Annotated in this window: 17 protein-coding genes; all 17 read left to right on the forward strand. The window is 50.1% G+C overall.

Annotation, left to right across the window (positions count from 1 at the left end):
* Positions 1 to 52 precede the first annotated feature (52 nt).
* The 17 genes from mnmG (at position 53) to lpfC-O113 (ending at position 18,867) form a co-directional block, all read left to right on the forward strand.
* Positions 53 to 1,942 carry a tRNA uridine-5-carboxymethylaminomethyl(34) synthesis enzyme MnmG gene (gene mnmG, locus FQ015_RS10205; RefSeq protein ID WP_000499784.1) on the forward strand — a complete coding sequence of 630 codons (1,890 nt, stop codon included), beginning with the start codon at positions 53 to 55 and terminating at the stop codon, positions 1,940 to 1,942.
* Positions 1,943 to 2,005: 63 nt separating this feature from the next.
* Positions 2,006 to 2,629 carry a 16S rRNA (guanine(527)-N(7))-methyltransferase RsmG gene (rsmG, locus tag FQ015_RS10210; protein ID WP_000932856.1) on the forward strand — a complete coding sequence of 208 codons (624 nt, stop codon included), beginning with the start codon at positions 2,006 to 2,008 and terminating at the stop codon, positions 2,627 to 2,629.
* A gap of 616 nt (positions 2,630 to 3,245) precedes the next feature.
* Positions 3,246 to 3,626 carry a F0F1 ATP synthase subunit I gene (gene atpI, locus FQ015_RS10215; RefSeq protein ID WP_000116699.1) on the forward strand — a complete coding sequence of 127 codons (381 nt, stop codon included), beginning with the start codon at positions 3,246 to 3,248 and terminating at the stop codon, positions 3,624 to 3,626.
* Between the two features lie 8 nt (positions 3,627 to 3,634).
* A complete protein-coding gene (gene atpB, locus FQ015_RS10220; RefSeq protein WP_000135618.1) occupies positions 3,635 to 4,450 on the forward strand; it encodes a F0F1 ATP synthase subunit A in 816 nt (271 codons plus the stop codon).
* 46 nt (positions 4,451 to 4,496) lie between these two features.
* The gene (atpE, locus tag FQ015_RS10225) at positions 4,497 to 4,736 is read left to right on the forward strand and encodes a F0F1 ATP synthase subunit C (RefSeq protein WP_000429386.1); all 240 of its coding nucleotides are present in this window, start codon (positions 4,497 to 4,499) and stop codon (positions 4,734 to 4,736) included.
* Positions 4,737 to 4,797: 61 nt separating this feature from the next.
* Positions 4,798 to 5,268 (forward strand): F0F1 ATP synthase subunit B, encoded by a 471-nt coding sequence (gene atpF / locus FQ015_RS10230; RefSeq protein WP_001052219.1) that lies wholly within the window; start codon positions 4,798 to 4,800, stop codon positions 5,266 to 5,268.
* 14 nt (positions 5,269 to 5,282) lie between these two features.
* Positions 5,283 to 5,816: a F0F1 ATP synthase subunit delta gene (gene atpH / locus FQ015_RS10235; protein ID WP_001288587.1), complete on the forward strand. Its 534-nt coding sequence runs from the start codon at positions 5,283 to 5,285 to the stop codon at positions 5,814 to 5,816.
* A 12-nt stretch (positions 5,817 to 5,828) separates the two neighbouring features.
* Entirely contained in the window at positions 5,829 to 7,370 is a 1,542-nt protein-coding gene (gene atpA / locus FQ015_RS10240; protein ID WP_001176745.1) for a F0F1 ATP synthase subunit alpha, read from the forward strand.
* A 50-nt stretch (positions 7,371 to 7,420) separates the two neighbouring features.
* On the forward strand, positions 7,421 to 8,284 hold the full coding sequence (gene atpG / locus FQ015_RS10245; protein ID WP_000896498.1) for a F0F1 ATP synthase subunit gamma: 864 nt from the start codon (positions 7,421 to 7,423) through the stop codon (positions 8,282 to 8,284).
* Positions 8,285 to 8,310: 26 nt separating this feature from the next.
* Complete coding sequence (gene atpD, locus FQ015_RS10250) at positions 8,311 to 9,693, forward strand: F0F1 ATP synthase subunit beta (RefSeq protein ID WP_000190506.1); 1,383 nt, start codon at positions 8,311 to 8,313, stop codon at positions 9,691 to 9,693.
* A gap of 20 nt (positions 9,694 to 9,713) precedes the next feature.
* Complete coding sequence (locus tag FQ015_RS10255) at positions 9,714 to 10,133, forward strand: F0F1 ATP synthase subunit epsilon (protein ID WP_001251965.1); 420 nt, start codon at positions 9,714 to 9,716, stop codon at positions 10,131 to 10,133.
* Positions 10,134 to 10,329: 196 nt separating this feature from the next.
* On the forward strand, positions 10,330 to 11,028 hold the full coding sequence (locus FQ015_RS10260) for a Bax inhibitor-1/YccA family protein (protein WP_000008757.1): 699 nt from the start codon (positions 10,330 to 10,332) through the stop codon (positions 11,026 to 11,028).
* Positions 11,029 to 11,303: 275 nt separating this feature from the next.
* Positions 11,304 to 12,674: a bifunctional UDP-N-acetylglucosamine diphosphorylase/glucosamine-1-phosphate N-acetyltransferase GlmU gene (glmU, locus tag FQ015_RS10265; protein ID WP_000933745.1), complete on the forward strand. Its 1,371-nt coding sequence runs from the start codon at positions 11,304 to 11,306 to the stop codon at positions 12,672 to 12,674.
* Positions 12,675 to 12,835: 161 nt separating this feature from the next.
* Positions 12,836 to 14,665: a glutamine--fructose-6-phosphate transaminase (isomerizing) gene (gene glmS, locus FQ015_RS10270; RefSeq protein WP_000334093.1), complete on the forward strand. Its 1,830-nt coding sequence runs from the start codon at positions 12,836 to 12,838 to the stop codon at positions 14,663 to 14,665.
* Between the two features lie 306 nt (positions 14,666 to 14,971).
* A complete protein-coding gene (locus FQ015_RS10275; protein ID WP_115738996.1) occupies positions 14,972 to 15,544 on the forward strand; it encodes a chaperone-usher fimbrial major subunit in 573 nt (190 codons plus the stop codon).
* Between the two features lie 47 nt (positions 15,545 to 15,591).
* Positions 15,592 to 16,323: a long polar fimbrial chaperone LpfB-O113 gene (gene lpfB-O113, locus FQ015_RS10280; protein ID WP_160524013.1), complete on the forward strand. Its 732-nt coding sequence runs from the start codon at positions 15,592 to 15,594 to the stop codon at positions 16,321 to 16,323.
* A 24-nt stretch (positions 16,324 to 16,347) separates the two neighbouring features.
* Positions 16,348 to 18,867: a long polar fimbrial usher protein LpfC-O113 gene (gene lpfC-O113, locus FQ015_RS10285; protein ID WP_115738998.1), complete on the forward strand. Its 2,520-nt coding sequence runs from the start codon at positions 16,348 to 16,350 to the stop codon at positions 18,865 to 18,867.
* The last annotated feature ends 5 nt before the right edge of the window (positions 18,868 to 18,872 follow it).

The raw sequence follows: 18,872 nt of genomic DNA on the forward strand, positions 1-18,872 counted from the left end.
CACGGCCCGGGCTTCAATCCATTTTCATACCGCGTTATGCGAGGCAATCACCATGTTTTATCCGGATCCTTTTGACGTCATCATCATTGGCGGGGGTCATGCAGGCACCGAGGCCGCGATGGCCGCGGCGCGTATGGGTCAACAGACTCTGCTTTTGACACACAATATCGACACTCTGGGGCAGATGAGCTGCAACCCGGCGATCGGCGGTATTGGGAAGGGACATCTGGTAAAAGAAGTGGATGCACTCGGCGGCCTGATGGCTAAAGCGATCGATCAGGCGGGTATCCAGTTTAGGATACTAAACGCAAGCAAGGGACCGGCAGTTCGCGCTACCCGAGCTCAGGCGGATCGTGTGCTCTACCGTCAGGCGGTACGTACGGCGCTGGAGAACCAACCGAATCTGATGATCTTCCAGCAGGCGGTTGAAGATCTTATTGTCGAAAACGATCGCGTGGTCGGTGCTGTTACCCAAATGGGACTGAAGTTCCGTGCCAAAGCCGTCGTGCTCACCGTTGGGACGTTCCTCGACGGTAAAATTCATATCGGTCTGGATAACTACAGCGGTGGCCGTGCTGGTGATCCGCCGTCCATTCCGCTCTCTCGCCGTTTGCGTGAACTGCCGCTGCGCGTTGGTCGTCTGAAAACCGGGACACCGCCGCGTATTGATGCGCGTACTATCGACTTCAGCGTGCTGGCGCAACAGCATGGCGATAACCCAATGCCGGTATTCTCGTTTATGGGCAATGCGTCCCAGCATCCACAGCAGGTGCCGTGTTATATCACTCATACCAACGAGAAAACCCATGATGTGATCCGCAGTAACCTCGATCGTAGCCCAATGTACGCAGGGGTGATCGAAGGTGTCGGCCCACGCTACTGCCCGTCGATCGAAGACAAAGTCATGCGCTTCGCCGACAGAAATCAGCATCAGATCTTCCTTGAACCGGAAGGGCTGACCTCTAACGAAATTTATCCGAACGGTATCTCCACCAGCCTGCCGTTCGATGTGCAGATGCAAATCGTCCGCTCCATGCAGGGGATGGAAAACGCGAAGATCGTGCGTCCGGGTTATGCCATTGAGTATGACTTCTTCGATCCACGCGACCTGAAACCGACGCTGGAGAGCAAGTTTATCCAGGGGCTGTTCTTTGCTGGTCAGATTAACGGCACTACCGGTTACGAAGAAGCCGCTGCGCAAGGTTTGCTGGCCGGTCTTAACGCTGCCCGTCTGTCTGCTGACAAAGAAGGTTGGGCTCCGGCGCGTTCTCAGGCGTATCTCGGCGTACTGGTTGATGACCTGTGCACTTTAGGAACCAAAGAGCCGTACCGTATGTTTACCTCGCGTGCAGAATATCGCCTGATGCTACGCGAAGATAATGCGGATCTGCGTTTGACTGAAATCGGTCGTGAACTGGGCCTGGTGGATGACGAACGTTGGGCGCGCTTTAACGAGAAGCTTGAGAACATCGAGCGTGAGCGTCAGCGTCTGAAATCGACATGGGTAACCCCGTCGGCGGAAGCTGCAGCCGAAGTGAATGCTCACCTGACTGCGCCGCTTTCCCGTGAAGCCAGTGGTGAAGATCTGCTGCGTCGTCCGGAAATGACTTATGAAAAATTAACCATGCTGACGCCGTTTGCCCCTGCGTTGACAGACGAACAGGCGGCGGAACAGGTTGAGATTCAGGTTAAATACGAAGGTTATATTGCGCGCCAGCAAGATGAGATCGAAAAGCAGCAGCGTAACGAGAATACCTTGCTGCCAGCGACGCTGGATTACCGCCAGGTATCCGGTCTTTCTAACGAAGTGATCGCCAAACTTAACGATCACAAACCGGCTTCTATCGGTCAGGCTTCGCGTATTTCTGGCGTCACGCCTGCTGCCATCTCCATTCTACTGGTGTGGCTAAAAAAACAGGGTATGCTGCGTCGTAGCGCATAACGCATTAAAAATGCCTGGTAAGCACCCGCTTACCGGGCTACGCATCAAGAACAGGTAATCACCGTGCTCAACAAACTCTCCTCTCTGCTGAAAGACGCAGGAATTTCGCTTACCGATCACCAGAAAAACCAGCTAATTGCCTACGTGAATATGCTGCATAAATGGAATAAAGCGTACAACCTGACTTCGGTCCGCGATCCTAATGAGATGCTGGTACGCCATATTCTCGATAGCATTGTGGTGGCACCGTATCTGCAAGGTGAACGGTTTATCGATGTCGGCACCGGACCAGGACTGCCTGGCATTCCACTCTCTATCGTGCGTCCTGAAGCCCATTTCACGTTGTTGGATAGCCTTGGTAAACGCGTGCGTTTCCTTCGTCAGGTGCAACATGAGCTTAAACTGGAGAATATTGAGCCAGTACAGAGCAGGGTAGAAGAGTTTCCTTCTGAGCCGCCATTTGATGGCGTAATTAGCCGCGCCTTTGCCTCTTTGAACGATATGGTGAGCTGGTGCCACCATCTTCCTGGTGAGCAAGGTCGTTTCTACGCGCTGAAAGGCCAAATACCGGAAGATGAAATCGCTTTGTTGCCCGAAGAATATCAGGTCGAATCAGTGGTTAAACTTCACGTTCCGGCCCTGGATGGCGAACGTCATCTGGTGGTGATTAAAGCAAATAAAATTTAATTTTTATCAAAAAAATCATAAAAAATTGACCTGTTAGACTGTTAACAACAACCAGGTTTTCTACTGATATAACTGGTTACATTTAACGCCACGTTCACTCTTTTGCATCAACAAAGTAACGTGGCTTTTTTTGGTAAGCAGAAAATAAGTCATAAGTGAAAATATCAGTCTGCTAAAAATCGGCGCTAAGAATCATCATTGCCTGTTAAAACATTATTAAAAATGTCAATGGGTGGTTTTTGTTGTGTAAATGTCATTTATTAAAACAGTATCTGTTTTTAGACTGAAATATCATAAACTTGCAAAGGCATCATTTGCCAAGTAAATAAATATGCTCTGCGCGAACATGCTCAATATGTGATCTGAAGCACGCTTTATCGCCAGTGTTTACGCGTTATTTACAGTTTTTCATGATCGAACAGCGTTAGCAGAAAAGTCGCAATTGTATGCACTGGAAAAATATTTAAACATTTATTCACCTTTTGGCTACTTATTGTTTGAAATCACGGGGGCGCACCGTATAATTTGACCGCTTTTTGATGCTTGACTCTAAGCCTTAAAGAAAGTTTTATACGACACGCGGCATACCTCGAAGGGAGCAGGAGTGAAAAACGTGATGTCTGTGTCGCTCGTGAGTCGAAACGTTGCTCGGAAGCTTCTGCTCGTTCAGTTACTGGTGGTGATAGCAAGTGGATTGCTGTTCAGCCTCAAAGACCCCTTCTGGGGCGTCTCTGCATTAAGTGGAGGCCTGGCAGTCTTTCTGCCTAACGTTTTGTTTATGATATTTGCCTGGCGTCACCAGGCACATACACCAGCGAAAGGCCGGGTGGCCTGGACATTCGCATTTGGCGAAGCTTTTAAAGTTCTGGCGATGTTGGTGTTACTGGTGGTGGCGTTGGCGGTTTTAAAGGCGGTATTCTTGCCGCTGATCGTTACGTGGGTTTTGGTGCTGGTGGTTCAGATACTGGCACCGGCTGTAATTAACAACAAAGGGTAAAAGGCATCATGGCTTCAGAAAATATGACGCCGCAGGATTACATAGGACACCACCTGAATAACCTTCAGCTGGACCTGCGTACATTCTCGCTGGTGGATCCGCATAACCCCCCAGCCACCTTCTGGACAATCAATATTGACTCCATGTTCTTCTCGGTGGTGCTGGGTCTGTTGTTCCTGGTTTTATTCCGTAGTGTAGCCAAAAAGGCGACCAGCGGCGTGCCAGGTAAGTTTCAGACCGCGATTGAGCTGGTGATCGGCTTTGTTAATGGTAGCGTGAAAGACATGTACCATGGCAAGAGCAAGCTGATTGCTCCGCTGGCCCTGACGATTTTCGTCTGGGTATTCCTGATGAACTTGATGGACTTACTGCCTATCGACCTGCTGCCGTACATCGCTGAACATGTACTGGGTCTGCCGGCACTGCGTGTGGTTCCGTCTGCGGACGTGAACGTAACGCTGTCTATGGCACTGGGCGTATTTATCCTGATTCTGTTCTACAGCATCAAAATGAAAGGCATCGGCGGCTTCACGAAAGAGTTGACGCTGCAGCCGTTCAATCACTGGGCGTTCATTCCTGTCAACTTAATCCTTGAAGGGGTAAGCCTGCTGTCCAAACCAGTTTCACTCGGTTTGCGACTGTTCGGTAACATGTATGCCGGTGAGCTGATTTTCATTCTGATTGCTGGTCTGTTGCCGTGGTGGTCACAGTGGATCCTGAATGTGCCGTGGGCCATTTTCCACATCCTGATCATTACGCTGCAAGCCTTCATCTTCATGGTTCTGACGATCGTCTATCTGTCGATGGCGTCTGAAGAACATTAATTTACCAACACTACTACGTTTTAACTGAAACAAACTGGAGACTGTCATGGAAAACCTGAATATGGATCTGCTGTACATGGCTGCCGCTGTGATGATGGGTCTGGCGGCAATCGGTGCTGCGATCGGTATCGGCATCCTCGGGGGTAAATTCCTGGAAGGCGCAGCGCGTCAACCTGATCTGATTCCTCTGCTGCGTACTCAGTTCTTTATCGTTATGGGTCTGGTGGATGCTATCCCGATGATCGCTGTAGGTCTGGGTCTGTACGTGATGTTCGCTGTCGCGTAGTAAGCGTTGCTTTTATTTAAAGAGCAATATCAGAACGTTAACTAAATAGAGGCATTGTGCTGTGAATCTTAACGCAACAATCCTCGGCCAGGCCATCGCGTTTGTCCTGTTCGTTCTGTTCTGCATGAAGTACGTATGGCCGCCATTAATGGCAGCCATCGAAAAACGTCAAAAAGAAATTGCTGACGGCCTTGCTTCCGCAGAACGAGCACATAAGGACCTTGACCTTGCAAAGGCCAGCGCGACCGACCAGCTGAAAAAAGCGAAAGCGGAAGCCCAGGTAATCATCGAGCAGGCGAACAAACGCCGCTCGCAGATTCTGGACGAAGCTAAAGCTGAAGCAGAGCAGGAACGTACTAAAATCGTGGCCCAGGCGCAGGCGGAAATTGAAGCCGAGCGTAAACGTGCCCGTGAAGAGCTGCGTAAGCAAGTTGCTATCCTGGCTGTTGCTGGCGCCGAGAAGATCATCGAACGTTCCGTGGATGAAGCTGCTAACAGCGACATCGTGGATAAACTTGTCGCTGAACTGTAAGGAGGGAGGGGCTGATGTCTGAATTTATTACGGTAGCTCGCCCCTACGCCAAAGCAGCTTTTGACTTTGCCGTCGAACACCAAAGTGTAGAACGCTGGCAGGACATGCTGGCGTTTGCCGCCGAGGTAACCAAAAACGAACAAATGGCAGAGCTTCTCTCTGGCGCGCTTGCGCCAGAAACGCTCGCCGAGTCGTTTATCGCAGTTTGTGGTGAGCAACTGGACGAAAACGGTCAGAACCTGATTCGGGTTATGGCTGAAAATGGTCGTCTTAATGCGCTCCCGGATGTTCTGGAGCAGTTTATTCACCTGCGTGCTGTGAGTGAGGCTACCGCTGAGGTAGACGTCATTTCCGCTGCCGCGTTGAGTGAACAACAGCTCGCGAAAATTTCTGCTGCGATGGAAAAACGTCTGTCACGCAAAGTTAAGCTGAATTGCAAAATCGATAAGTCTGTAATGGCAGGCGTTATCATCCGAGCGGGTGATATGGTCATTGATGGCAGCGTACGCGGTCGTCTTGAGCGCCTTGCAGACGTCTTGCAGTCTTAAGGGGACTGGAGCATGCAACTGAATTCCACCGAAATCAGCGAACTGATCAAGCAGCGCATTGCTCAGTTCAATGTTGTGAGTGAAGCTCACAACGAAGGTACTATTGTTTCTGTAAGTGACGGTGTTATCCGCATCCACGGCCTGGCCGATTGTATGCAGGGTGAAATGATCTCCCTGCCGGGTAACCGTTACGCTATCGCACTGAACCTCGAGCGTGACTCTGTAGGTGCGGTTGTTATGGGTCCGTACGCTGACCTTGCCGAAGGCATGAAAGTTAAGTGTACTGGCCGTATCCTGGAAGTTCCGGTTGGCCGTGGCCTGCTGGGCCGTGTGGTTAACACTCTGGGTGCACCAATCGACGGTAAAGGTCCGCTGGATCACGACGGCTTCTCTGCTGTAGAAGCTATCGCCCCGGGCGTTATCGAACGTCAGTCCGTAGATCAGCCGGTACAGACCGGTTATAAAGCCGTTGACTCCATGATCCCAATCGGTCGTGGTCAGCGTGAATTGATCATCGGTGACCGTCAGACCGGTAAAACCGCACTGGCAATCGATGCCATCATTAACCAGCGCGATTCCGGTATCAAATGTATCTATGTCGCTATCGGCCAGAAAGCGTCCACTATTTCTAACGTGGTACGTAAACTGGAAGAGCACGGCGCACTGGCTAACACCATCGTTGTGGTAGCAACCGCGTCTGAATCCGCTGCACTGCAATACCTGGCGCCGTATGCCGGTTGCGCAATGGGCGAATACTTCCGTGACCGCGGTGAAGATGCGCTGATCATTTACGATGACCTGTCTAAACAGGCTGTTGCTTACCGTCAGATCTCCCTGCTGCTCCGTCGTCCGCCAGGACGTGAAGCATTCCCGGGCGACGTATTCTACCTCCACTCTCGTCTGCTGGAGCGTGCTGCGCGTGTTAACGCCGAATACGTTGAAGCCTTCACCAAAGGTGAAGTGAAAGGGAAAACCGGTTCTCTGACCGCGCTGCCGATTATCGAAACTCAGGCGGGTGACGTTTCTGCGTTCGTTCCGACTAACGTAATCTCCATTACCGATGGTCAGATCTTCCTGGAAACCAACCTGTTCAACGCCGGTATTCGTCCTGCGGTTAACCCGGGTATTTCCGTATCCCGTGTTGGTGGTGCAGCACAGACCAAGATCATGAAAAAACTGTCCGGTGGTATCCGTACCGCTCTGGCACAGTATCGTGAACTGGCAGCGTTCTCTCAGTTTGCATCCGACCTTGACGATGCAACACGTAAGCAGCTTGACCACGGTCAGAAAGTGACCGAACTGCTGAAACAGAAACAGTATGCGCCGATGTCCGTAGCGCAACAGTCTCTGGTTCTGTTCGCAGCAGAACGTGGTTACCTGGCGGATGTTGAACTGTCGAAAATCGGCAGCTTCGAAGCCGCTCTGCTGGCTTACGTCGACCGTGATCACGCTCCGTTGATGCAAGAGATCAACCAGACCGGTGGCTACAACGACGAAATCGAAGGCAAGCTGAAAGGCATCCTCGATTCCTTCAAAGCAACCCAATCCTGGTAACGTCTGGCGGCTTGCCTTAGGGCAGGCCGCAAGGCATTGAGGAGAAGCTCATGGCCGGCGCAAAAGAGATACGTAGTAAGATCGCAAGCGTCCAGAACACGCAAAAGATCACTAAAGCGATGGAGATGGTCGCCGCTTCCAAAATGCGTAAATCGCAGGATCGCATGGCGGCCAGCCGTCCTTATGCAGAAACCATGCGCAAAGTGATTGGTCACCTTGCACACGGTAATCTGGAATATAAGCACCCATACCTGGAAGACCGCGACGTTAAACGCGTAGGCTACCTGGTGGTGTCGACCGACCGTGGTTTGTGCGGTGGTTTGAACATTAACCTGTTCAAAAAACTGCTGGCGGAAATGAAGACCTGGACCGACAAAGGCGTTCAATGCGACCTCGCAATGATCGGCTCGAAAGGCGTGTCGTTCTTCAACTCCGTGGGCGGCAATGTTGTTGCCCAGGTCACCGGCATGGGGGATAACCCTTCCCTGTCCGAACTGATTGGTCCGGTAAAAGTGATGTTGCAGGCCTACGACGAAGGCCGTCTGGACAAGCTTTACATTGTCAGCAACAAATTTATTAACACCATGTCTCAGGTTCCGACCATCAGCCAGCTGCTGCCGTTACCGGCATCAGATGATGATGATCTGAAACATAAATCCTGGGATTACCTGTACGAACCCGATCCGAAGGCGTTGCTGGATACCCTGCTGCGTCGTTATGTCGAATCTCAGGTTTATCAGGGCGTGGTTGAAAACCTGGCCAGCGAGCAGGCCGCCCGTATGGTGGCGATGAAAGCCGCGACCGACAATGGCGGCAGCCTGATTAAAGAGCTGCAGTTGGTATACAACAAAGCTCGTCAGGCCAGCATTACTCAGGAACTCACCGAGATCGTCTCGGGGGCCGCCGCGGTTTAAACAGGTTATTTCGTAGAGGATTTAAGATGGCTACTGGAAAGATTGTCCAGGTAATCGGCGCCGTAGTTGACGTCGAATTCCCTCAGGATGCCGTACCGCGCGTGTACGATGCTCTTGAGGTGCAAAATGGTAATGAGCGTCTGGTGCTGGAAGTTCAGCAGCAGCTCGGCGGCGGTATCGTGCGTACCATCGCAATGGGTTCCTCCGACGGTCTGCGTCGCGGTCTGGATGTAAAAGACCTCGAACACCCGATCGAAGTCCCGGTAGGTAAAGCGACTCTGGGCCGTATCATGAACGTACTGGGTGAACCGGTCGACATGAAAGGCGAGATCGGTGAAGAAGAGCGTTGGGCGATTCACCGCGCAGCACCTTCCTACGAAGAGCTGTCAAACTCTCAGGAACTGCTGGAAACCGGTATCAAAGTTATCGACCTGATGTGTCCGTTCGCTAAGGGCGGTAAAGTCGGTCTGTTCGGTGGTGCGGGTGTAGGTAAAACCGTAAACATGATGGAGCTTATTCGTAACATCGCGATCGAGCACTCCGGTTACTCTGTGTTTGCGGGCGTAGGTGAACGTACTCGTGAGGGTAACGACTTCTACCACGAAATGACCGACTCCAACGTTATCGACAAAGTATCCCTGGTATATGGCCAGATGAACGAGCCGCCGGGAAACCGTCTGCGCGTTGCACTGACCGGCCTGACCATGGCTGAGAAATTCCGTGACGAAGGTCGTGACGTTCTGCTGTTCGTTGACAACATCTATCGTTACACCCTGGCCGGTACGGAAGTATCCGCACTGCTGGGTCGTATGCCTTCAGCGGTAGGTTATCAGCCGACTCTGGCGGAAGAGATGGGCGTTCTTCAGGAACGTATCACCTCCACCAAAACTGGTTCTATCACCTCCGTACAGGCGGTATACGTACCTGCGGATGACTTGACTGACCCGTCTCCGGCAACCACCTTTGCGCACCTTGACGCAACCGTGGTACTGAGCCGTCAGATCGCGTCTCTGGGTATCTACCCGGCTGTTGACCCGCTGGACTCTACCAGCCGTCAGCTGGACCCGCTGGTGGTTGGTCAGGAACACTACGACACCGCGCGTGGCGTTCAGTCCATCCTGCAACGTTATCAGGAACTGAAAGACATCATCGCCATCCTGGGTATGGATGAACTGTCTGAAGAAGACAAACTGGTGGTAGCGCGCGCTCGTAAGATCCAGCGCTTCCTGTCCCAGCCGTTCTTCGTGGCAGAAGTATTCACCGGTTCTCCGGGTAAATACGTCTCCCTGAAAGACACCATCCGTGGCTTTAAAGGCATCATGGAAGGCGAATACGATCACCTGCCGGAGCAGGCGTTCTACATGGTCGGTTCCATCGAAGAAGCAGTGGAAAAAGCCAAAAAACTTTAACGCCTTAATCGGAGGGTGATATGGCAATGACTTACCACCTGGACGTCGTCAGCGCAGAGCAACAAATGTTCTCTGGTCTGGTCGAGAAAATCCAGGTAACGGGTAGCGAAGGTGAACTGGGCATTTACCCGGGCCACGCACCGCTGCTCACCGCCATTAAGCCTGGTATGATTCGCATCGTGAAACAGCACGGTCACGAAGAGTTTATCTATCTGTCTGGCGGCATTCTTGAAGTGCAGCCTGGCAACGTGACCGTTCTGGCTGACACCGCAATTCGCGGCCAGGATCTCGACGAAGCGCGAGCCATGGAAGCGAAACGTAAGGCTGAAGAGCACATTAGCAGCTCTCACGGCGACGTAGATTACGCTCAGGCGTCTGCGGAACTGGCCAAAGCGATCGCGCAGTTGCGCGTTATCGAGTTGACCAAAAAAGCGATGTAACACCGGCTTGAAAAGCTCAAAAGCCAGTCTGGAAACAGACTGGCTTTTTTATATGTATTTTGCTGATTGATACAAAAATTATATTATTCATCAAAAAGTTAGCGTCTTGCCAAGTCGTTAATTGTCACCTTTTCTCCATAGTGATATCGTCCCTGTTGTTATTATTATTTCTATAATTATATGAGGGATCATATCTATGTCTTTTAAAACGTCTTTTGAAGGTGTCCAACCGGTTGTGATGACCGATCGCGCCACCTTTATCCGCCGTGCTTATATGCATCTGGCTGGGGCAGTTGTCGGGTTCATCATTCTCAGCGCGCTGTTTATCTTTAGTGGGCTTGGCAAAATGATGCTTAGGGTGCTGATGAACAGTGGTCAGTTTGGTTGGCTGGTGGTGCTGGGTGCTTTTATTCTGGTCAGCATGCTGGCGACTCGTCTGGCAGATAATGTGGAGTCTAATCAGACCCAACTGATTGGACTGGGGATATACGTACTGGCAGAAGCGTTAATTTTTGCACCTTTACTGACACTGGCAGCGTATATTAATCCAGCAATTATTGGCGCGGCGGGCATCACCACAGCACTGCTTGTGGGTGGTCTGACATTCACTGCCTTCACGACCAAAAAAGATTTCTCTTTCATGCGTTCGTTTTTAACCATGGCGGGCTTTATCGCTTTCGGTGCCATTATCGCGAGCATTTTTATGGGATTCTCACTGGGCGTCTGGTTCTCGGCGGCAATGGTGCTGTTGTGTGCTGGCTTCGTGCTGTACGACACGTCTAATATTATTCATCATTATCCTACCGATCGTCCGGCAGGTGCGGCGCTACATCTCTTCGCCTCTATTGCTACCATGTTCTGGTATGTTCTGCGCATTTTCATGTCCCGCGATTAACCCTGCTTGTATAAACCAGCGAAATTATTCGCTGGTTTTCCCGTTTATTCATTGATCGAAATAAGAGCAAAAACATCCACCTGACGCTTAAATGAAGGTACTGCCTTAATTTTCTGCAGACAAAAGGCGTGACGATGGTCGAAAATGGCACTTTCGTTAGCGGGGATAATCCGTTATTGAACAATTTATCCTCTGTCCATTTCACGATGAAAAAAATGTAGTTTTTTCAAGGTGAAGCGGTTTAAATTCGTTCTCAAATTACAGTCAGGACGCGTATGTTGAATAATGCTATGAGCGTAGTGATCCTTGCCGCAGGTAAAGGCACGCGCATGTATTCCGATCTTCCGAAAGTGCTGCATACCCTTGCCGGGAAAGCGATGGTTCAGCATGTCATTGATGCTGCGAATGAATTAGGCGCAGCGCACGTTCACCTGGTGTACGGTCACGGCGGCGATCTGCTTAAACAGGCGTTGAAAGACGATAACCTGAACTGGGTGCTTCAGGCAGAACAGCTGGGTACGGGCCATGCAATGCAGCAAGCCGCACCTTTTTTTGCCGATGACGAAGACATTTTAATGCTCTACGGCGACGTGCCGCTGATCTCTGTTGAAACACTCCAGCGCCTGCGTGATGCGAAACCGCAGGGGGGCATTGGTCTGCTGACGGTTAAACTGGATGATCCGACCGGTTATGGACGTATCACCCGTGAAAACGGCAAAGTTACCGGCATTGTTGAGCACAAAGATGCCACCGACGAGCAGCGTCAGATTCAGGAGATCAACACCGGCATTCTGATCGCCAACGGCGCAGATATGAAACGCTGGCTGGCTAAACTGACCAACAATAATGCGCAGGGCGAATACTACATCACCGACATTATTGCGCTGGCGTATCAGGAAGGGCGTGAAATCGTTGCCGTTCATCCGCAACGTTTAAGCGAAGTAGAAGGCGTGAATAACCGCCTGCAACTCTCGCGTCTGGAGCGTGTTTATCAATCCGAACAAGCTGAAAAACTGCTGTTAGCAGGCGTTATGCTGCGCGATCCGGCGCGTTTTGATCTGCGCGGTACGCTTACTCACGGGCGCGATGTTGAAATTGATACTAACGTTATCATCGAGGGCAACGTGACTCTCGGTAATCGCGTGAAAATCGGCACCGGTTGCGTGATTAAAAACAGCGTGATTGGCGATGATTGCGAAATTAGCCCGTATACCGTTGTGGAAGATGCGAATCTGGCAGCGGCCTGTACCATTGGCCCGTTTGCCCGTCTGCGTCCTGGTGCTGAGTTGCTGGAAGGCGCACACGTCGGTAACTTCGTTGAGATGAAAAAAGCGCGTCTGGGTAAAGGCTCGAAAGCTGGTCATCTGACTTACCTGGGGGATGCGGAAATTGGCGATAACGTCAACATCGGCGCAGGAACCATTACCTGCAACTACGATGGTGCCAATAAATTTAAAACCATTATTGGCGACGATGTGTTTGTTGGATCCGATACTCAGCTGGTGGCCCCGGTAACGGTAGGCAAAGGCGCAACCATTGCTGCGGGTACAACTGTAACGCGTAATGTTGGCGAAAATGCTCTGGCAATCAGCCGTGTGCCGCAGTCGCAAAAAGAAGGCTGGCGTCGTCCGGTAAAGAAAAAGTAATTCTGGCTGGGTAATCCGGCCATATGGGGTGAGGAGATAACATAATCTCCCGCCCACAAGCAGTAACTATAAAAATAACCCCACTCTCTACAAAGGCTCGGGGCGCCCGAAAAACGGGCATACAGGTTGACCGACAACGATATAAATCGGAATCAAAAACTATGTGTGGAATTGTTGGCGCGATCGCGCAACGTGATGTAGCAGAAATCCTTCTTGAAGGTTTACGTCGTCTGGAATACCGTGGATATGACTCTGCCGGTCTGGCGGTTGTAGATGCAGAAGGTCATATGACCCGTCTGCGTCGCCTCGGTAAAGTCCAGATGCTGGCTCAGGCAGCGGAAGAACATCCTCTGCATGGCGGCACCGGGATTGCTCACACTCGCTGGGCGACGCACGGCGAACCTTCAGAAGTGAATGCGCATCCGCATGTTTCTGAACACATTGTGGTGGTGCATAACGGCATCATCGAAAACCATGAACCGCTGCGTGAAGCGTTAAAAGCACGTGGCTATACCTTCGTTTCTGAAACCGACACCGAAGTGATTGCACACCTGGTGAACTGGGAACTGAAACAAGGCGGTACTCTGCGTGAGGCTGTTCTGCGTGCTATTCCGCAACTGCGCGGCGCGTACGGTACGGTAATTATGGACTCCCGTCACCCGGATACCCTGCTGGCGGCTCGTTCTGGTAGCCCGCTGGTGATTGGCCTGGGCATGGGCGAAAACTTTATTGCTTCTGACCAGTTGGCGCTGTTGCCAGTGACCCGTCGCTTTATCTTCCTTGAAGAAGGCGATATTGCGGAAATCACTCGCCGTTCGGTAAACATCTTCGATAAAACTGGCGCGGAAGTGAAACGTCAGGATATCGAATCCAATCTGCAATATGACGCGGGCGATAAAGGTATTTACCGCCACTACATGCAGAAAGAGATCTACGAACAGCCGAACGCGATCAAAAACACCCTTACCGGGCGCATCAGCCACGGTCAGGTTGATTTGAGCGAGCTGGGACCGAACGCCGACGAACTGCTGTCGAAGGTTGAGCATATTCAGATCCTCGCCTGTGGTACTTCTTACAACTCCGGTATGGTTTCCCGCTACTGGTTTGAAGCGCTGGCAGGTATTCCGTGCGATGTTGAAATCGCCTCTGAATTCCGCTATCGCAAATCAGCCGTGCGTCGTAACAGCCTGATGATCACTCTGTCGCAGTCTGGCGAAACCGCGGATACCCTGGCGGGTCTGCGTCTGTCAAAAGAATTGGGTTACCTTGGATCGCTGGCAATCTGTAACGTTCCTGGCTCTTCGCTGGTACGTGAATCCGATTTGGCGCTGATGACCAATGCGGGTACGGAAATTGGCGTGGCGTCTACTAAAGCATTCACCACCCAGTTAACTGTGCTGTTGATGCTGGTGGCGAAGCTGTCTCGCCTGAAAGGTCTCGATGCCTCCATTGAGCATGACATCGTGCATGGTCTGCAGGCGCTGCCGAGCCGTATTGAGCAGATGCTGTCTCAGGACAAACGCATTGAAGCACTGGCAGAAGATTTCTCTGACAAACACCACGCGCTGTTCCTGGGTCGTGGCGATCAGTATCCAATTGCGCTGGAAGGCGCATTGAAGCTGAAAGAGATCTCTTATATTCATGCGGAAGCCTACGCAGCAGGCGAACTGAAACACGGTCCGCTGGCGTTGATTGACGCGGATATGCCGGTTATCGTCGTCGCACCGAACAACGAACTGCTGGAAAAACTGAAATCCAACATTGAAGAAGTTCGCGCGCGCGGCGGTCAGTTGTATGTCTTTGCCGATCAGGATGCTGGTTTTGTGAGCAGTGATAACATGCACATCATCGAGATGCCGCATGTGGAAGAGGTTATTGCACCGATCTTCTACACCGTTCCGCTGCAGTTACTGGCTTATCACGTTGCGCTGATTAAAGGCACTGATGTTGACCAGCCGCGTAATCTGGCAAAATCGGTAACGGTTGAGTAATTTTCATCATTGATATAAAAGGGCTGCCGACGGGCGGCCTTTTTTTATAAAGGGTATCAGTGGGTTATTATTGATACGTAAATCAATATAAATATATTCTTAATTATCGCCAATGTCCGATAACAAACTTGATTTTTTATTATTTTAATAATAACTATATAATAAATTTATATTTAATTTCGCATAATTAATATTATTTTTAGATAAATCTACCCCATTGGTGTACTATGCCTCTGAATCATTAAACTACTTATTAATTTAAGTGATGATTTAGACTGAAGGATATATTATATCAATGGAGTTTGTATGAAACGTAATATTATTGGTGGTGCACTTACGCTGGCATCTTTAATGTTAGCCGGAAATGCACTTGCAGAAGATGGCGTTGTTCACTTTGTCGGTGAAATTGTCGATAGCACATGTGAAGTGACTTCCGATACCGCCGATCAAACTGTTCCTCTTGGTAAGGTCAACAAAAGTGCGTTTTCAGGAGTAGGCAGCCTGGCGTCACCACAGCAATTTAGTATTAAACTGGAAAAATGTCCGTTAACCTATGCTGAGGCAGCCGTTCGTTTTGATGGTACCGAAGCACCTGGCGGAGACGGTGATCTGAAAGTAGGTTCACCTATTACAGCGAGTGATCCGGGTGATTATACTGGCACAGGCGCTGCAATAGTTGCTACTGGCGTCGGCATCCGTATATTTAACCAGTCCGATAACTCTCAGGTTAAACTCTATAACGACTCCGCCTATACCGCTATCGACGGTGAAGGCAAGGCTGAAATGAAGTTTATTGCACGCTATGTTGCTACCAATGCGACCGTAACGGCGGGTACGGCGAACGCGGATTCACAATTTACCATCGAATATAAGAAATAATTAATTCAGGGCCTTTTTATTCAGTTGGCTTTGGCCAGGGAGTCGTTATGTCCAGAAAAAGTTGTTTAATCAGGCTCTTTAAAGCAATAATTTCGCATAACTTATTATATATCATGCTACTAAGCGCCTTTTTATTCCGGCCAGCATTAACCTATGCTGGTGTTGTTATTGGTGGTACACGAGTCGTTTATGCGAGCAATAATGCAGATAAATCTATTTCTGTATTTAGTAAGGAAGATAAAATTCCTTATCTCATCCAGGCATGGGTGGACCCATTTAATAAAGATGATAAAACTAAAGCGCCATTTATTGTTATTCCTCCGGTATCACGGTTAGAACCCGCACAAGAAAAAATATTACGTATCGTCCACACCAAAGGTTTGTCATTACCAGAGGATCGTGAGTCTGTCTTCTGGCTAAATATCAAAAATATTCCGCCCTCTGCGAGAAACAAAGAAGCGAACTCTCTGGAGATCGCCGTTAAAACGCGAATTAAGCTGTTCTGGAGACCGGCATCTATCCGCATGATTCCCGAAAATGCCGCACCAAAGGTGAAGTGGCATCGGGAAGGCCGAAATCTTATTGCTGAGAACCCTAACCCGATTCATATCAGCGTGATGGATGTCATTGTAGATGGCCATGATGTGCCTCTTAACATGATCCGACCTTTCGAGACGCTCACATTACCGTTGCCTGCTAATTCTTCGGGTAGCCAAATGACCTGGCGATTTATTAATGACTACGGCGCGATAAGCGAGCCAATAAAGCAAGCGTTGTAAGCATTGCATAAGGATAGGCGAATTATGGTTACGACCAGAATAGCGGTTGGTCTGACGGCAGGGACGTGTCTCGTTTTCTCGCAAAGCCTGATGGCCGAGGTCAGTGTATTTAATCCGGCGCTGCTGGAAATAGACCATCAATCCGGAGTCGATATTCGCCAGTTTAACAAAGCGAATCACATACCTCCCGGCGTCTACAGTGTTGATATTTTTATCAATGGCAAAATGTTCGAGCGTCAGGATGTGACTTTTGTTCAGGATAACCCTGATGCCGATCTGCACGCTTGCTTTGTCGCGGTTAAAAAAACGCTGACTTCCTTTGGCGTAAAAGTTGACGCGCTGAAAGCGCTCAATAAGGTGGATGACAAGGCCTGTATTGACCCTGCACCACTCATTGAAGGCTCAACCTGGCAACTGGACAGCGATAAGCTGCAACTGAATATCACCATTCCCCAGATCTATATGGATGCGATGGCTTACGATTACATAAGCCCCACGCGTTGGGATGAGGGAATTAACGCACTGACTATCAACTACGATTTTTCCGGTTCACATACCCTGCGCTCGGATTACAGCTCTCAGGAGACCGATACCAGTTATCTCAACTTGCGTAACGGACTCAATATTGGGCCGTGGCGACTACGCAATTACAGCACCTTAAACACCACCGATGGTCGTGCGGAATACAACTCTATCAGTACCTGGATACAACGTGATATTGCTGCGTTAAGAAGCCAGATTATGATCGGCGATACGTGGACGGCGAGCGATATTTTTGACAGCACGCAAATCCGTGGTGCACGACTATATACTGATAAAGATATGTTACCCTCCAGCCAGAATGGCTTCGCGCCAGTGGTTCGTGGGATTGCAAAATCCAACGCCACCGTCATCATTCGGCAGAACGGCTACGTAATTTATCAGTCAGCCGTGCCACAAGGCGCCTTTGAAATCACCGACCTCAATACTGCCAGCTCAGGCGGCGACCTGGATGTAACTATCAAGGAAGAAGATGGTAGTGAACAACGATTCACCCAGCCTTATGCGTCGCTGGCAATCCTCAAACGTGAAGGTCAGACTGATGTAGATGTTAGCGTGGGGGAACTGCGCGATGAAGATGGTTTTACTCCTGACGTGCTTCAGGCACAGATCCTTCATGGCTTGCCCCACGGTTTTACCTTGTATGGCGGCGTACAGGCTGCTGAAAAGTATGGTTCTGTTGCTTTGGGGGTAGGTAAAGATCTCGGTTCTCTGGGAGCCATCTCCTTAGATGTAACACATGCCAGAGCGAAATTTGCTGATGATACGGAAACGGGTCAATCATATCGTTTTCTGTATTCAAAACGTTTTGACGATACAGACACCAGCTTACGCCTGGTTGGCTATCGTTACTCCACCGAAGGCTACTATACCCTCAATGAATGGGCCTCTCGGCAAAATAGTCCGGAAGATTTCTGGCAAACCGGAAACCGCCGCAGTCGTGTGGAAGGAACGTTAACGCAATCGCTGGGCAGAGATTATGGCAATTTATACCTGACATTAAGCCGCCAGCAGTATTGGCATACAGATGATGTCGAACGATTAATCCAATTTGGTTACAGCAGTAGCTGGAAGCGCCTCTCGTGGAACGTCTCATGGAGTTATTCCAATACGGCCCGGCAAGGGACGAGTAATAGTCAGGCCAGTGATAACACCAGCGAGCAAATCTACATGCTCTCTTTATCAGTTCCATTATCGGGCTGGTGGGGAAATAGTTATGCCACCTATTCGGTTTCGCAAAATGATGATTCTGGTAGCTCGCATCAACTTGGCCTAAGCGGTACGGCGCTGGAGAAAAATAATCTCTCCTGGAATCTCATGCAGTCCTATAACAGCCGCGATGATCAAGTAGGCGGTAATATGTCGCTGACCTATGACGGTACCTACGGCACGTTAAACGGCAGTTATAACTACAGCCAAAATTCTCAGCGACTCAATTATGGTATCCGGGGGGGCATTCTGGCGCACAGTGAAGGGGTAACGTTCAGCCAGGAACTGGGTGAAACCATCGCTCTTATTAAAGCACCGGGAGCCGCAGGTCTGGAAATTGATAATATGCGCGGGGCGGCAACAGACTGGCGTGGTTACACGGTTAAGACACAGCTAAATCCTTATGATGAAAACCGGGTAGCGATCAGCGACAACTATTTCTCTAAGTCGAATGTTGAACTCGATAATACCGTCGTTACGATGGTTCCTACCCGCGGCGCGGTGGTTAAAGCGGAGTTTGTGACGCATGTGGGTTACCGCGTTCTCTTCAGAGTGGTAAATGCAAATGGTAAACCGGCACCTTTTGGCGCCATTGCCTCAGTTCAAAACGCAAGTACCGCCGATTCAGGAATAGTCGGTGATTCTGGTGAGCTTTATCTCTCGGGTCTGTCAGATAAAGGGCAGGTCACTTTATCCTGGGGAGGAGACGCCGTCACGAAATGTACCTTTGGCTACTCACTTTCAGTACCAGAAAATGAGAATGGTTTAATTGAACAGAGTGTCACCTGTAAATAAAGGTT

Origin of the sequence: Escherichia sp. HH26CH, assembly GCF_009820205.1 — a bacterium.
In the GTDB taxonomy this organism is placed as follows: domain Bacteria; phylum Pseudomonadota; class Gammaproteobacteria; order Enterobacterales; family Enterobacteriaceae; genus Escherichia; species Escherichia coli_F.

Excerpts from the sequence above, each read along its gene's own strand:
- mnmG (WP_000499784.1), top strand. The coding sequence starts at position 53 with ATGTTTTATCCGGATCCTTTTGACGTCATCATCATTGGCGGGGGTCAT.
- atpI (WP_000116699.1), top strand. The coding sequence starts at position 3,246 with ATGTCTGTGTCGCTCGTGAGTCGAAACGTTGCTCGGAAGCTTCTGCTC.
- atpB (WP_000135618.1), top strand. The coding sequence starts at position 3,635 with ATGGCTTCAGAAAATATGACGCCGCAGGATTACATAGGACACCACCTG.
- atpE (WP_000429386.1), top strand. The coding sequence starts at position 4,497 with ATGGAAAACCTGAATATGGATCTGCTGTACATGGCTGCCGCTGTGATG.
- atpH (WP_001288587.1), top strand. The coding sequence starts at position 5,283 with ATGTCTGAATTTATTACGGTAGCTCGCCCCTACGCCAAAGCAGCTTTT.
- atpA (WP_001176745.1), top strand. The coding sequence starts at position 5,829 with ATGCAACTGAATTCCACCGAAATCAGCGAACTGATCAAGCAGCGCATT.
- atpG (WP_000896498.1), top strand. The coding sequence starts at position 7,421 with ATGGCCGGCGCAAAAGAGATACGTAGTAAGATCGCAAGCGTCCAGAAC.
- atpD (WP_000190506.1), top strand. The coding sequence starts at position 8,311 with ATGGCTACTGGAAAGATTGTCCAGGTAATCGGCGCCGTAGTTGACGTC.
- FQ015_RS10255 (WP_001251965.1), top strand. The coding sequence starts at position 9,714 with ATGGCAATGACTTACCACCTGGACGTCGTCAGCGCAGAGCAACAAATG.
- FQ015_RS10260 (WP_000008757.1), top strand. The coding sequence starts at position 10,330 with ATGTCTTTTAAAACGTCTTTTGAAGGTGTCCAACCGGTTGTGATGACC.
- glmU (WP_000933745.1), top strand. The coding sequence starts at position 11,304 with ATGTTGAATAATGCTATGAGCGTAGTGATCCTTGCCGCAGGTAAAGGC.
- glmS (WP_000334093.1), top strand. The coding sequence starts at position 12,836 with ATGTGTGGAATTGTTGGCGCGATCGCGCAACGTGATGTAGCAGAAATC.
- FQ015_RS10275 (WP_115738996.1), top strand. The coding sequence starts at position 14,972 with ATGAAACGTAATATTATTGGTGGTGCACTTACGCTGGCATCTTTAATG.
- lpfB-O113 (WP_160524013.1), top strand. The coding sequence starts at position 15,592 with ATGTCCAGAAAAAGTTGTTTAATCAGGCTCTTTAAAGCAATAATTTCG.
- lpfC-O113 (WP_115738998.1), top strand. The coding sequence starts at position 16,348 with ATGGTTACGACCAGAATAGCGGTTGGTCTGACGGCAGGGACGTGTCTC.